15 protein-coding genes are annotated in these 12,280 nt (G+C 70.7%); 5 read left to right on the top strand and 10 right to left on the bottom strand.

Going from position 1 to position 12,280, the window contains the following annotated elements:
- The first annotated feature begins 151 nt into the window (after positions 1 to 151).
- On the top strand, positions 152 to 766 hold the full coding sequence (locus ACOACQ_RS21900) for a hypothetical protein (RefSeq protein ID WP_420289277.1): 615 nt from the start codon (positions 152 to 154) through the stop codon (positions 764 to 766).
- Positions 767 to 783: 17 nt separating this feature from the next.
- Here the strand turns inward: ACOACQ_RS21900 and ACOACQ_RS21905 are convergent, their stop codons facing one another.
- On the bottom strand, positions 784 to 1,449 hold the full coding sequence (locus ACOACQ_RS21905; RefSeq protein ID WP_420289278.1) for an FMN-dependent NADH-azoreductase: 666 nt from the start codon (positions 1,447 to 1,449) through the stop codon (positions 784 to 786).
- Between the two features lie 161 nt (positions 1,450 to 1,610).
- On the opposite strand from ACOACQ_RS21905, the gene ACOACQ_RS21910 reads away from it, so the two are divergent.
- On the top strand, positions 1,611 to 1,985 hold the full coding sequence (locus ACOACQ_RS21910) for a hypothetical protein (protein WP_378602095.1): 375 nt from the start codon (positions 1,611 to 1,613) through the stop codon (positions 1,983 to 1,985).
- 22 nt (positions 1,986 to 2,007) lie between these two features.
- Here the strand turns inward: ACOACQ_RS21910 and ACOACQ_RS21915 are convergent, their stop codons facing one another.
- On the bottom strand, positions 2,008 to 2,688 hold the full coding sequence (locus tag ACOACQ_RS21915; protein WP_378602098.1) for a GntR family transcriptional regulator: 681 nt from the start codon (positions 2,686 to 2,688) through the stop codon (positions 2,008 to 2,010).
- 167 nt (positions 2,689 to 2,855) lie between these two features.
- Here ACOACQ_RS21915 and ACOACQ_RS21920 point away from each other — a divergent pair, with 167 nt between their 5' ends.
- Positions 2,856 to 3,479, top strand: coding sequence for an alpha-ketoglutarate-dependent dioxygenase AlkB (locus ACOACQ_RS21920; RefSeq protein WP_378602101.1), 624 nt, complete (start codon positions 2,856 to 2,858; stop codon positions 3,477 to 3,479).
- 30 nt (positions 3,480 to 3,509) lie between these two features.
- On the opposite strand, the gene ACOACQ_RS21925 is transcribed toward ACOACQ_RS21920, so the two are convergent.
- The 6 genes from ACOACQ_RS21925 to ACOACQ_RS21950 all read right to left on the bottom strand — a co-directional run bounded on the left by ACOACQ_RS21925 (position 3,510) and on the right by ACOACQ_RS21950 (position 7,691).
- The gene (locus ACOACQ_RS21925) at positions 3,510 to 3,914 is read right to left on the bottom strand and encodes a VOC family protein (protein WP_378602104.1); all 405 of its coding nucleotides are present in this window, start codon (positions 3,912 to 3,914) and stop codon (positions 3,510 to 3,512) included.
- Between the two features lie 55 nt (positions 3,915 to 3,969).
- Positions 3,970 to 4,773: a hypothetical protein gene (locus tag ACOACQ_RS21930; protein ID WP_420289279.1), complete on the bottom strand. Its 804-nt coding sequence runs from the start codon at positions 4,771 to 4,773 to the stop codon at positions 3,970 to 3,972.
- Positions 4,774 to 4,787: 14 nt separating this feature from the next.
- Positions 4,788 to 5,579, bottom strand: coding sequence for a 3'(2'),5'-bisphosphate nucleotidase CysQ (locus tag ACOACQ_RS21935; protein WP_420289280.1), 792 nt, complete (start codon positions 5,577 to 5,579; stop codon positions 4,788 to 4,790).
- A 132-nt stretch (positions 5,580 to 5,711) separates the two neighbouring features.
- Positions 5,712 to 6,314 carry an aminoacyl-tRNA hydrolase gene (gene pth, locus ACOACQ_RS21940; RefSeq protein ID WP_420289281.1) on the bottom strand — a complete coding sequence of 201 codons (603 nt, stop codon included), beginning with the start codon at positions 6,312 to 6,314 and terminating at the stop codon, positions 5,712 to 5,714.
- A gap of 110 nt (positions 6,315 to 6,424) precedes the next feature.
- Positions 6,425 to 7,051 (bottom strand): 50S ribosomal protein L25/general stress protein Ctc, encoded by a 627-nt coding sequence (locus tag ACOACQ_RS21945; protein WP_378602112.1) that lies wholly within the window; start codon positions 7,049 to 7,051, stop codon positions 6,425 to 6,427.
- Between the two features lie 208 nt (positions 7,052 to 7,259).
- A complete protein-coding gene (locus ACOACQ_RS21950; protein ID WP_378602115.1) occupies positions 7,260 to 7,691 on the bottom strand; it encodes a MarR family winged helix-turn-helix transcriptional regulator in 432 nt (143 codons plus the stop codon).
- A gap of 91 nt (positions 7,692 to 7,782) precedes the next feature.
- On the opposite strand from ACOACQ_RS21950, the gene ACOACQ_RS21955 reads away from it, so the two are divergent.
- On the top strand, positions 7,783 to 8,418 hold the full coding sequence (locus ACOACQ_RS21955) for a maleylpyruvate isomerase family mycothiol-dependent enzyme (protein WP_378602118.1): 636 nt from the start codon (positions 7,783 to 7,785) through the stop codon (positions 8,416 to 8,418).
- Positions 8,419 to 8,538: 120 nt separating this feature from the next.
- Positions 8,539 to 9,711, top strand: a complete 1,173-nt coding sequence (locus ACOACQ_RS21960; protein WP_378602121.1) for an AAA family ATPase — start codon at positions 8,539 to 8,541, stop codon at positions 9,709 to 9,711.
- 25 nt (positions 9,712 to 9,736) lie between these two features.
- On the opposite strand, the gene ACOACQ_RS21965 is transcribed toward ACOACQ_RS21960, so the two are convergent.
- Together ACOACQ_RS21965 and glmU are read right to left on the bottom strand one after the other, a co-directional pair.
- Positions 9,737 to 10,717: a ribose-phosphate diphosphokinase gene (locus ACOACQ_RS21965; RefSeq protein WP_378602124.1), complete on the bottom strand. Its 981-nt coding sequence runs from the start codon at positions 10,715 to 10,717 to the stop codon at positions 9,737 to 9,739.
- Between the two features lie 95 nt (positions 10,718 to 10,812).
- On the bottom strand, positions 10,813 to 12,258 hold the full coding sequence (gene glmU / locus ACOACQ_RS21970; protein ID WP_420289282.1) for a bifunctional UDP-N-acetylglucosamine diphosphorylase/glucosamine-1-phosphate N-acetyltransferase GlmU: 1,446 nt from the start codon (positions 12,256 to 12,258) through the stop codon (positions 10,813 to 10,815).
- Between the last annotated feature and the right edge of the window lie 22 nt (positions 12,259 to 12,280).

The raw sequence follows: 12,280 nt of genomic DNA on the forward strand, positions 1-12,280 counted from the left end.
CCCGGATGGCTCCACTTCTACAATCATCACCGCGTCCACTCCGCCATCGGAGCCAAGCCACCGGTCACCCGACTGACCAACGTCCCCGGACATCACAACTAGGCAGCACCCGGCAGTGACAGGTGTCGGGGCGGTCGGTTTGAATGTCCTGATGGAGGACGACCATCCCGACCTGCCCTGGCCCCTGTCCGGAGCCGATGCGCTCCGTGACGAGATCCTCGCCGCGTACGCCGACCCGCATCGCGGGCACCACGGCACCCGGCACCTGCGTGAGGTGCTCGAGCACCTCGACACCCTGACCGGGCACGGGACGCCGTACGACCGCACGCCGGTCCTGCTGGCGGCGTGGTTCCACGATGCCGTGTACGACGGCGAGCGGGATGCCGAGGAGAGGTCAGCCAGCTGGGCGGAGGAGGCGCTGCCCGCCTTCACCGACGCCGCCACCGTGGCCGAGGTGGCCCGGCTGGTGCGGCTGACCGAGAACCACCGCCCCGAGGAGGGCGACGACAACGGCGCCGCGCTCTCGGACGCGGACCTGGCGATCCTCGCCGCGCCCACGGACCGCTACGACGCCTATGTCGCGGCGGTGCGCACGGAGTACGCCCACCTACCCGACGAGGTCTTCAACAAGGGCCGTGCCGACGTGCTGCGGGCGCTGTCGAGCAAGCCACGGCTCTTCCACACGGCGTACGGCGCCGCACACTGGGAGTCCGCGGCCCGCACGAACCTGGCGCGCGAGATCGACGCCCTCGACACCACGGCGTAGGCGCTCCGGCGCTGGCGCTACGGAGCGAGCGCCACCGCGGGCTGCGCATCCCAGGCGCCCGCCGCGACCCACGCCCGGACGTCGGCGATGGCCGCCTTGGCTGCGGCGTTGCGCAGCTCGACCGTCACGTCGCACGGCTGCACCGGGAAGAACTCGATGTCACCGATGCCAACGAAGCCGAAGATGCTGCTCAGGTAGCTCTGCACCTGGTCCAGGCTGGACATCGGTGGCTGCGAGTAGTCACCGCCCCGCGAGGTCACGCAGACCATCTTCTTGCCCTCGACCAGGCCGACCGGCTGGCCCTGCTCGTTGTAGGTGAACAGGTAGCCCGGCTGGACGATCGCGTCGATGTAGTACTTCAGCGCGTAGGGAATGCCGAAGTTCCACATCGGCACGGTCAGGACGTACAGGTCCGCGCTGAGGAACTGCTCGATGGTGCGCTCGATCTCCTGCCACGAGCCGGTGGCCGCCTCGTCGACCGGCTGTCCGGTCATCAGGGCGTACTTCGACTTGATGTTCACGCCGGCAACGGCGGGCAGGTCGGCACTGAAGAGGTCGAGCGTCGTGACCTCGAGGTCGTCGTACTTCTGGTGCAGCTCCTCGATCAGGACGCTGGAGACGCGTCCGGTGTTGGAGGCGAGACCACGCGGCGTGGCGATGATGTGCAGGAGACGGGTGCTCATGGGGACTCCAGGGGGCGCAGAATTCGGTGACCAGGACAGCGCCGGCAGGACGAGCACCGAGAACCGGACGCCAAGGACGACGCTAGTCCCGGAGCCCGTCGCGCGCCACCATCGCAACCTCCCACCCGTGCTCCGGGCAGCCCTTGGGAAACCAACGCACAATGGGCCTTGTGGACGACAGCGTGATCTACGTGGCCCGAGCGCAGGTGCTCGCCGACCTCGAGGCGCGCGCCCTCGGGACGCCGAACACGGTGACCCTCCTCGAGGAGGCCTGCTCCGAACGTCGCTGGTGGCTGGAGCAGTGGGTCGACGGGGCGCCGTACATCGGCGGCCTCATCGCCCAGGACCTCCAGGACGCCCTGGCTGACCGGTTCGGCCGCGGCACCCGCGAAGGCCTCTGGCCGGTCTGCGTGGGGTGCCAGGACGGGCCGATCCATGCGTTGCACATCGACCCCGACCTCGGTGGCCCGGATCCGCAGTGGGTCTGCGAGGAGACCGGCCAGACGGTCGCACCGCTGGGCGGCCTGAGCAGCTGACGGGTCCACGCGGGCGTCGGCGTCAGTCGCGCAGCAACAGGCCCACCGAGTACTGGTCGCTCCGGTAGATCGTCCGCGACACCTCGATCGGGATGTCGCGCCACATCGCGCGCCGTGAACGCCGCAGCACCACACCACCGACGGGGAGGTCGAGCAGGCGGGCCTCGACGTCCGTCGCCGTGCGGGCCGCGATGTCGTCCTCGGCCCACGTCGGCCGCACCCCGCGGGCGGCCAGGTCGTCGTACAGGCTGGCAGGCAGCTTCTCGAGAAGACCCGGGACCATGTGGTCCGGCAGGAAGGCGTCCGACAGGCACACGGGGCGGCCGTCCACGAGACGCAGCCGTTGCCAGTGGACGACCGTCTCGTCGGGCCGCAGGCGCAGTGCTCCGGCGACGGACGGGCTCGGGGCGAGGCGCTCGGCGACGACCGTGCGCGAGTCGGCCACCAGGCCCTTGCCCGCCATGTCCTCGGTGAAGCCGGAGACACCGGTGGGGACCCGACGCGGCGCGGCGACGAAGGTGCCGCGTCCGGGGAACCGTTCGAGGACGCCCTCGCCGACCAGGGCGTCGAGCGCCTGGCGCACGGTCATCCGGGCGACTCCGAACCGGTCCACCAGGTCGCGTTCGGACGGCGCCGCGGTGCCCGGAACGCTGCCACGGACGAGGTCGCGGACGTACTCACGGATCTCCACGTGCTTGAGCATGCGTCTTGTCGAACCCCCCTGGACCGGTGACACATTCCGGACAGTAGGAGGGGGTCGGGGACGCGTCCGGCGAACACCGATTTATTTGCCCGAACCATCGGATTCGTGGACACCGACACGCCCACGGCATACGAACACCTGTTCGATCGGGTCGTACGATGGATCGCATGGCGGTGGACTTCCAGAGCACCCTGTTCGAGACGGTCGCGCCCGACCACACCGGCCCGATCGAGCGACGCGGCCTGAGTGACGGGGCGTGGGTCGACGTCGCCCGCAACTGGCTCCCCCACGCGGACGACGTCTTCGCGGCGCTGGTCAACGACGTCCCCTGGCGCGCGGAGCGCCGGTCGATGTACGACCGCGTTGTCGACGTACCCCGCCTGGTCCACACGTACATGATCGGTGACGACCTCCCCCACCCCGCCCTGACGGCGGCACGCGAGGACCTGTCGGCCCGGTACGGCGACGAGCTCGGCGAGCCGTTCAGGACCGCCGGGTGCTGCTACTACCGCGATGGACGCGACAGCGTCGCCTGGCACGGCGACACCATCGGGCGCGGCTCCACGCACGACACGATGGTCGCCATCGTGTCCGTCGGTGACCCCCGCAAGCTGCACCTGCGACCGCGCGACCCGGAGCGCCGGAGCGAGGGCTTCGCGGTCGAGATGGGCCACGGCGACCTCGTCGTGATGGGCGGCTCGTGCCAGCGCACGTGGGAGCACGCCGTCCCCAAGGTGGCGTCGGCCGGACCGCGGATCTCGGTCCAGTTCCGGCCCTTCAACGTCTTCTGAGCTGGAATGGCCGAGCCGGCTCGCCAGGCCTCAGGCCTCTTGGGCCGCGACCTCGGCGTCCGAGCGCAGGATGCAGAACTCGTTGCCCTCGGGGTCGGCGAGGATGACCCAGCCGGAGCCGGGCCCGTGGATGCCCCGGTGGTCGGCGACCTGCGTGGCGCCGTACTCCAGGAGGCGCGCCAGCTCCTCGTCGCGGGTGACCTCGCGCGGTCGCAGGTCGAAGTGGACGCGGTTCTTCAGCGGGGTCTTGGCGTCCGGCACCTGCAGGAAGAGGATCTCGTGGCCGGATTCCGGGTCCCGGATCGCGCACTCCACGTGACCGGGCAGGTTCGGGTCGCCCTCGATGTCGACGTAGCCGAGGACGGGCTTCCACCACTCCGAGAGCTCGTAGGCGTTGAGGCTGTCGACCGTGGTGTGCGAGATGTACGACGTCATGCGGCCACTCTCTCCAGTGAGAGGCCGCGCCACAACCGGGTTTCGGCCCGCCCGGTCAGGGGGTGACCGAGGCCGTCGGATCCACCGGGTCGACGGACTCCGTGGCCGTCTCGGTCACCGTGACCGTCTCGGTCGGGGTGCCGGAGGGCGTCGGCTCCGTCGCGTCGGTCGTGGTGGGCGACGTCTCCTGGGTCGGCGTGGTCGAGTCGGACTCGGCCGGCTCCTGGGTGGAGTCGGTCGGGGTGACCTGCTCGGTCGGTTCGTCGTCCGGCGCGGTGCGGTCCCCGAAGATCCCGGTGATCGAGGTGCGGTCGTCATCGGTTCCGCCGGTGATCGTCGAGACGCTCTTGCCTGCCAGCACCTCGATGATGCTGATCACGGCGAGCGAGAGCACGAACACGGCGACCGCGAGCAGCGCGATCCGCCGCCAGGGCAGGGCCGCCCAGCGACCCGGCTCGGCCGCTGCGGGCGGTTCGGCCGCGGGCGGACCGGTGTCGGGCTCGAGGGCACTGCTGGCCTCGTCGAGTCGCTCACGGGCCCGGGCGACGTCCTGCTCGGCGCGAGGCCCCGACGGTCGCCGCTCCGCCCGGCGCAGGTCCTGGTCCGCCAGGTTCACCTTCTGCAGGGCGACGGCCTGGACCTCGGCCATCCGCCGGCGACTCGACTCGATGCCCTGCTTGTAGAGGGCGGTACTGACGGTCGCGACGACGCTGCCGAGCGCAGCGCCGATCAGGGTGCCGGCCGCGCCGAGCGTCGAGAGCAGGACGGCCACCGTGACCGCCGCGGCTGCGCCCGCGAAGGTGGCCGGCCAGTCGATCGGCGACCGGGCCTCCTCCTGCGCGACCTTCTGCTCAGCCATGGCGGGGCGTCGGATCAGTCCGTGCCGTGCGCAGCGATGAACGCGAGGATCTGCGCGGACAGCTCCGGGCGGCACACGATCACGTCGGGCAGGTAGACGTCGGCCTGGTTGTAGACCAGTTCGCTTCCGTCCACCCGTGAGGTGAACAGGCCGGCGGCGCGGGCAACGGCCACCGGAGCGGCCGAGTCCCATTCGTACTGGCCGCCGGCGTGGACGTAGGCGTCGGCGACGTCACGGACCACCGACATCATCTTCACCCCGGCCGAGCCCATCGGCACGAGCTCGGCGTCGATCTCGGCAGCGAGCGCCTGCACGAAGGCGGGCGGGCGGGTACGGGAGACCGCGATCCGGGGCCGCGTCGACGTACGCACGGGGACGACGGGCGGGGCACCGGTGTTGAACGTCTCGCCGAGGACCGGCTGCGCGACCGCGCCGGCGATCAGGGTGCCGCCCTGCCAGAGCGCGACGTGCACGGCCCAGTCGTCGCGCGGCGGTTCGGAGAACTCGCGGGTGCCGTCGAGCGGGTCGACGATCCACACCTTGTCGGCCTGCAGCCGGGCGTCCTTGTCGGCGGCGTTCTCGAGCGCCTCCTCGGACAGGACGGCGTCGTCGGGGCGGTACGTCGCGAGCAGGTCCATCAGCAGCACGTGGGCCGCCCGGTCGCCGGCGTCCTTGAGCTCCTTGCCCTCGAGGCCCTCGGAGCGGACTTCCAGCAAGCGCTGGCCCGCGGCCTCGGCCAGCCAGGCCGCGAACCGGTGGTCATCGGCAACAACGTCAGCGGGGGGTACGCCGGGATCGAAGGTCACCCGCGCAGCGTAGCGATCGCCGAGTTGGGGTTTGTCACCGCCGAGTTGGGGTTTGTGTCCGCGCCGTCGTACACAAGGCACAACTCGGCGGTGACAAACCCCGACTCGGGCGTGACAAACCCCAAGTCGCGGCTACGAGTTGAAGCGCTGCTGGGTCTTCTCGAGGCCGTCGGCGACCAGGGACTCGACGGCATCGGCAGCGGAGTCCACCTGGAAGGGCAGCTCCTTGCGCTCGACGCCGGAGTAGTTCGACAGCACGAAGTCGGCGACGTCCTGGCGACCGGGCGGGCGGCCGATGCCGGCGCGCACCCGGTAGAAGTCACCGGTACCGAGCGAGGACCGCATCGACTTGAGGCCGTTGTGGCCGTTGTCGCCGCCACCGAGCTTGCTGCGCAGGGTGCCGAAGTCGATGTCGAGCTCGTCGTGGATCGCGATGATCCGATCGGCGGGCACCTTGTAGAAGGTGGCCAGCGCCTTGACGGCACCGCCCGACTCGTTCATGTAGGTGCGTGCCTTGGCGAGGACCACGCGCGGCGAGGTCGTGCCCGGCGCACCGAAGCGGCCCTCGACGACGTCGGCGCGGCCGGTCTTGTGGGCGCGGAAGCCGCTGCCCATCCGGCGGGCGAGCTCGTCGACCACGAGGTAGCCGATGTTGTGCCGATGCCCCGAGTACGACGGCCCGGGGTTGCCGAGCCCGACGACGAGCCACACATCGGCGCTGGTGTCGTCTGCCACGGGGACCTCCTCGGTCTCGTCGGTCTCTTCAGGAACGGCAGAACTCCCCGGCACGATGGAACGTGCCGGGGAGATCAGACGGCCCAGGAACCACCTGAGCCGGCCGAAGGTCACTCGCTGTCGCCAGCCTCGGCGGTCTCGCCCTCAGCGGCCTCGCCCTCGGCGGGGGCGGCCTCTTCTTCGCCGGTGTCGCTGTCCTGCGCGCCGGTGACGTTGACGATCAGCGTCTCCGGGTCGGTCACCAGGGTGGTGCCCTTCGGCAGCTCGATCTGGCCCGCGAGGAACTGGGTGCCGGCGGCGGCGCCCTCGATGTTGACCTCGATGGACTCGGGGATGCTCGTGGCGTCGGCCTCGACCTGGATGGTGTTGTTCTCGGTGACGACCAGCGTGTCCCGCTCGGCCTCGCCGACGACGTGGATCTGGACGTCGACGGTGGCCTTGTCGCCGCGAACGACGGCAACGAAGTCGACGTGCTCGAGGACGCGGCGGACCGGGTCGACCTGGACCTGCTTGGTCAGGGCGAGCTGGACGGTGCCGTCGATGTCGAGCTCGAGGAGCGCGTTGGCGCCGCCGTGGCGGATCGCCATCATGGTCTCGTGGCCCGGGAGGGTGACGTGGATCGGCTCGTTGCCGTGTCCGTAGACGACTGCGGGGATCTTGTTCTCGCGACGGATGCGGCGGGCGGCGCCCTTGCCGAACTCGGCGCGGATCTCGGCCTTGATCTTCTCGGTGCTCATGGGGAATCTCCTGGATCGTCTGGGTCTCGGTGGGAGCCTGCGGAAACAGGAGCGCCGCGCTTCCCTCACCCGGTGACCGGCAGGGCGCGCGGCGTCGTGACGTACTACGAGCCGGCCCAGTCGATCACGGAGTCATAGAAGCGGGAGCTCCCTCGCCGAGGCAACCGGAGAAGATTACCCACGATCCGGGGGTACGGCGAAATTCCGGTCAGCGGTAGGGGTCGGTGATCTCGCGCAGCGACTCGAGGGCTCCACGGAGCGCCGCCATCGCCTCCGGGCCGAGCCGGCTGGTCCACTCCCGCTCGATCGCGCGCTCCTCGCGCCGGGCCACCTCCCGCGCCCGGTCCCCCCGTGGGGCACCGACCACGAGCCGGGCACGGGCATCGGACGGATCGGGCACCCGGTCGACGTACCCGGCCCGGAGGAGCTGGTCCACCAGGACGCTCGCGCTCTGCTTGGTGATCCGCGCCTGCTCGGCGAGGTCGGTGATCCTGCTCCCCTGCTCCGCGACGCGCGCGGCGACGCGCGCCATCGCCGGCGTGAGGTCGTCGAACCCGGCGGCCACGATCGCTTCGTGGATCCGCTGTTCGGCGTACCGCGCACTGATGAACATCAGCAGCGCCGGGTGGGGATCGGTCACCACTCCTCCTGGGGGCTTGACGAACAAGTCAGTTCACCTGACGATAGCAGTCAGGAAGCCTGACCATCTCGTGAGCCGCCAAGGAGGTCCCATGGACAAGAGCGAGCTCTGGCGCCACATCCATGCGGAGCGGGCGGCCCTCGCCGGCCTGCTCGCCGAGCTCCCCGACGAGGACTGGTCCCACGACACGCTGTGCCCCGGGTGGACCGTCCACGACGTCGCCGCCCACGTCATCTCGACACCCCAGATCGGCTGGCGCGACATGGGCGGGCTCATGGCCCGCAACCTCGGCCGTGGCTACAACTCGATGATCTTCCGCGAGGTGAAGCGGCTCGGCGCCCGCGAGACGCGCGACAGCATCCTGTCCGACTTCGAGCGCTACGCGACCAGCACCCACCACGTCCCGACGACCACGTCGGTCGAGCCGCTGATCGACGCACTCCTGCACCACCAGGACATCGTCCGCCCGCTCGGGCGGACCCGTGAGATGCCTCCGGCAGCGGCGGCTGTCGCCGCCGACCGGGTACGACGCCTCGCGCCGCTGATGGGTACGGGCAAGCTCGTCCGGAGTGTCCGGATGGTCGCCACCGACGTGAAGTGGGCCCGCGGCAAGGGGCCGGTCGTCAGTGGGCCGATGCAGGAGCTGCTGATGATCGCATCGGGCCGGCGACCCGATCCTGCGCTGGTCGAGGGCGAGGGCACCGCACTGGTACCGACACTCACCTGAGCCGGGGCCCGGTCAGGCCAGGGAGATCACCGACCCGTACCTCCGGGCACCTTCCCCGGGAGGAGATACCGCTTTATGCTTGGGCGAAGTATAAAGACGTATCACGCTCGGGAGATCGCCATGCCGAACAATCCCTACACCCCCGGCCAGGTGCCGCGGATCCTCGCCGGCCGCACCGCGGAGATGCGGCGGATCGAGGGACTGCTCGGCCGTGTCGCGACGTTCGGCGAGCTCGGCGGTCCGCTCCTCCTGTTCCACGCACCCCGTGGCATCGGCAAGACGTCGCTGCTGCGGGCCGGCCAGCGCCGGGCCGAGGAGTCCGGCTTCGTGACCGCCTGGGTCGCGTGCTCGCGCCAGCAACCCGTCCTGCCCGAGATCGCGCACAGCATCGGCCGCGCGCTCGAGCGCGCCGACGCCGTACCCGGTGGCGCAGCCGGCAACCGGTGGCGCGGACAGCTCGATCGGCTGACGGTGGAGGTCGGACTTCCCGGGGCCAAGGTGCAGGCCGAGGTGGCGCGCAAGGAGACGACGCCGCCGCCGATGGCGGCCGTCGGCATGCTGGAGTCCCTGCTGCACGGGGCGGCGTCCTCGGTACGGAGCCGGGGAGGTGCGGGCCTGCTGCTCCTCCTCGACGAGCTGCACACCGCCTCTGCCGAGGAGATGTCCGTCCTCCTGAACACCCTGCAGAACCTCGACGGCGAACGCGCGGAGAACCCGATGGCGGCGGTCGCCGCCGGCCTCCCCGTCACCCCCGAGGCGTTGACGCGGGCCGCCACGTTCGGGGAGCGCAGCACCTTCGTCTCGCTCGACGTCCTGTCGACGGACGACGCCCGGGCGGCCCTCGTTGCGCCGGCCGAGGCCGAAGGTGTCGGGTGGACCGAGGCCGCGCTCACCGCCATCGTCAACGAGTCGCGCGGCTACCCCTACCTGCTGCAGCTGCTCGGCAGCACGACCTGGGAGGCCGCGCCACCGGACAAGGGCGCCCGGCTCACCCTCACCGCGGTGAAGCGCGGGCTACCCGTCGCCCGCGACCAGATCACCGCGATGCATCGCGCGCGCTGGGGGGCGGCCTCGCAGTCGGAGCAGAGGTTCCTCGCGGCGATGGCCGCCGCCGGCGACGGCAACGTCACCCGGGCCGCCATCGCCGCTGGCCTCGGCGTCGACTCCCGCGCGATCAGCGTTCCGCGCGAACGCCTCATCGAGAAGGGCGTGATCGAGCCCGTCGGCCACGGCCTGGTGCGGTTCACCCTGCCGGGGTTCGGTGCGTTCGTGCGGGGCCTCGACGAGGCCTGACCGGGGGTAGTCCGCAGCGCAAGCGTCAGGCGTGGCCGTCGAACATGCTCGTGACCGAGCCGTCCTCGAAGACTTCCCGGATGGCGCGGGCCACGAGCGGCGCGATCGACAGCGTGGTGAGCTTGTCGAACTGCTTCTCGGCCGGCACGGGCAGGGTGTTGGTGATGACGACCTCGACAGCGGTGCTGTTCTTGAGGCGGTCGACCGCAGGCTCGGAGAGGATCGCGTGGGTGGCAGCGATGACGACGCCTGCCGCGCCCTCGGCCATCAGCGCCTCGGCGGCCTTCACGATCGTGCCACCGGTGTCGATCATGTCGTCGGTCAGGACGCAGATCCGGTCCTTGACCTCACCGACGACCCGGTTGGCGACGGTCTCGTTCGGACGATCGGTGCGACGGGTCTTGTGGATGAACGCCAGCGGCGCCCCACCGAGGCGTGCGGACCAGCGCTCGGCGACCTTGATCCGGCCGGCGTCCGGCGAGACCACGGCGAGCGGCTGGTCGCCGTACTTGGACTTGATGTAGTCCGCGAGCAGCGGCAGCGCCATGAGGTGGTCGACGGGGCCGTCGAAGAAGCCCTGGAGCTGGTCGGCGTGCAGGTCGACGGTGATGATCCGGTCGGCACCGGCGCTCTTGAACATGTCGGCGATCAGGCGCGCGGAGATCGGCTCACGACCGCGGTGCTTCTTGTCCTGGCGGCTGTAGCCCCAGAACGGCATGACCACGGTGATCCGCTTGGCGGACGCGCGCTTGAGCGCGTCGACCATGATCAGGTGCTCCATGATCCACTCGTTGATCGGAGTGGTGTGGCTCTGGATCACGAACGCGTCGCAGCCGCGAACCGACTCCTCGTAGCGCACGTAGATCTCGCCGTTGGCGAACTCGTAGGCCTGGGTCGGCACGAGAGGCTGTCCCAGGAGCTCGGCGACCTGATCGGCCAGCTCGGGGTGGGCACGTCCTGAGAAGAGCATCATGTTCTTCTCGGTCGTCTTCTTCAGACCGCTCACGCGAGTGACTCCCCTGGGTCGCCGGAAGTGATGCCTAGGATTCTGCCTGCTCGGTGCGGTCGGCCCCAAGTCCCCACCGGTTTTCGGACAAAGCCTCAGCCGTTCCCTGACTGTTCATCCTTGCCCGCCGCTGCCGCTGCCTCGGCCTGGGCCGTCCCGGGGCGCTTGCTCTGGGCCCAGCCGGGCAGGTTGCGCTGCGGGCCGCCACTGACGGCCAGCGCCCCCGGCGGCACGTTCCGTCGTACGACGGTGCCGCCCCCGGTTCCCGCCCCGTCACCGATCTCGACGGGTGCCACGAACGTGTTGTTGGAGCCGGTCTTGGCGAAACGGCCGACCTTCGTGCGGTGCTTCGCGGAGCCGTCGTAGTTCGCGAAGATGGTGCCGGCGCCGATGTTCGTGCCCTCGCCGATCTCCGCGTCTCCGACGTACGACAGGTGCGGCACCTTGGCACCCTCGCCGATCTGCGCGTTCTTGGTCTCGACGAACGTGCCGATCTTGCCGTTGGCGCCGAGGAGCGTGCCCGGACGCAGGTAGGCGAAGGGGCCGACGGTGGCGCCGGCGCCGATGACGGCGAGCTGGCCGTGGGTGCGCACGACCCGGGCACCCGCGCCGATCTCGCAGTCCTGGAGGGTGGTGTCGGGTCCGACGACCGCGTCCTCGGCGATGACGGTCTTGCCGAGCACCTGGGTGCCGGGCAGGATCGTGACGTCCGCAGCGAGGACGGCGTCGGCATCGATCCAGGTCGTGGCGGGATCCATGACGGTGACACCGGAGGCCATCCAGCGGGTGACGATCCGGCGGTTGAGCTCGCGGCCGAGCTCGGCGAGCTGGACCCGGTCGTTGGCACCCTCGGTCTGCAGCGCGTCGTCGACCGCGTGGGCCGCCACCGTCAGGCCGTCGCGGTGGGCGAGGCCGACCGCGTCGGTCAGGTAGTACTCGCCCTTGGAGTTGTCGTTGTCGATGCGGCCGATGCAGTCGAGCAGGAAGGCCGCGTCGAACGCGAGGATCCCGGAGTTGATCTCGGTGATCGCGCGCTGCGCGTCGGTGGCGTCCTTCTCCTCCACGATCGCCTCGACGCCGCCCTCCGCGTCGCGCACGATCCGGCCGTAGCCGTGGGGGTCGGCGACGATGCCGCTGAGGATGCTGACGGCCGCCTGCGCGCCGCGGTGCGACTCGGTGAACGCACGGAGCGTGGCGCCCTCGAGGAGGGGCGTGTCGCCGTACGCGATCAGGACGGTGCCGGCACGCGGCACGTCACCGAGGGCTTCGAGGGCGATCCGTACGGCGTGCCCGGTGCCGAGCTGCTCCTCCTGTACGGCGAGCACGGCCTCGGGAAGCAGCTCGGTGATGTGGGGCGCGACCAGCTCGCGCTGGTGGCCGACGACCGTGACCACGCGGTGGGGCTCGAGGCTGCCGACGGCGGCCAGCACGTGGCCGATCATGCTGCGGCCACCGATCCGGTGCAGCACCTTCGGGGTCTTGGACTTCATGCGGGTGCCCCCGCCGGCGGCGAGGACGATGACGGTCAGCTGGTCGGTCACGACAGCCACCCTAGGCGGTCGA

The organism is Nocardioides sp. CPCC 206347 (assembly GCF_048654605.1).
In the GTDB taxonomy this organism is placed as follows: Bacteria; Actinomycetota; Actinomycetes; order Propionibacteriales; family Nocardioidaceae; genus Nocardioides.

Excerpts from the sequence above, each read along its gene's own strand:
- ACOACQ_RS21915 (WP_378602098.1), bottom strand. The coding sequence starts at position 2,688 with ATGCTCAAGCACGTGGAGATCCGTGAGTACGTCCGCGACCTCGTCCGT.
- ACOACQ_RS21955 (WP_378602118.1), top strand. The coding sequence starts at position 7,783 with ATGGACAAGAGCGAGCTCTGGCGCCACATCCATGCGGAGCGGGCGGCC.
- ACOACQ_RS21910 (WP_378602095.1), top strand. The coding sequence starts at position 1,611 with ATGGGCCTTGTGGACGACAGCGTGATCTACGTGGCCCGAGCGCAGGTG.
- ACOACQ_RS21960 (WP_378602121.1), top strand. The coding sequence starts at position 8,539 with ATGCCGAACAATCCCTACACCCCCGGCCAGGTGCCGCGGATCCTCGCC.
- ACOACQ_RS21900 (WP_420289277.1), top strand. The coding sequence starts at position 152 with ATGGAGGACGACCATCCCGACCTGCCCTGGCCCCTGTCCGGAGCCGAT.
- ACOACQ_RS21925 (WP_378602104.1), bottom strand. The coding sequence starts at position 3,914 with ATGACGTCGTACATCTCGCACACCACGGTCGACAGCCTCAACGCCTAC.
- ACOACQ_RS21920 (WP_378602101.1), top strand. The coding sequence starts at position 2,856 with ATGGCGGTGGACTTCCAGAGCACCCTGTTCGAGACGGTCGCGCCCGAC.
- ACOACQ_RS21905 (WP_420289278.1), bottom strand. The coding sequence starts at position 1,449 with ATGAGCACCCGTCTCCTGCACATCATCGCCACGCCGCGTGGTCTCGCC.
- ACOACQ_RS21930 (WP_420289279.1), bottom strand. The coding sequence starts at position 4,773 with ATGGCTGAGCAGAAGGTCGCGCAGGAGGAGGCCCGGTCGCCGATCGAC.
- ACOACQ_RS21945 (WP_378602112.1), bottom strand. The coding sequence starts at position 7,051 with ATGAGCACCGAGAAGATCAAGGCCGAGATCCGCGCCGAGTTCGGCAAG.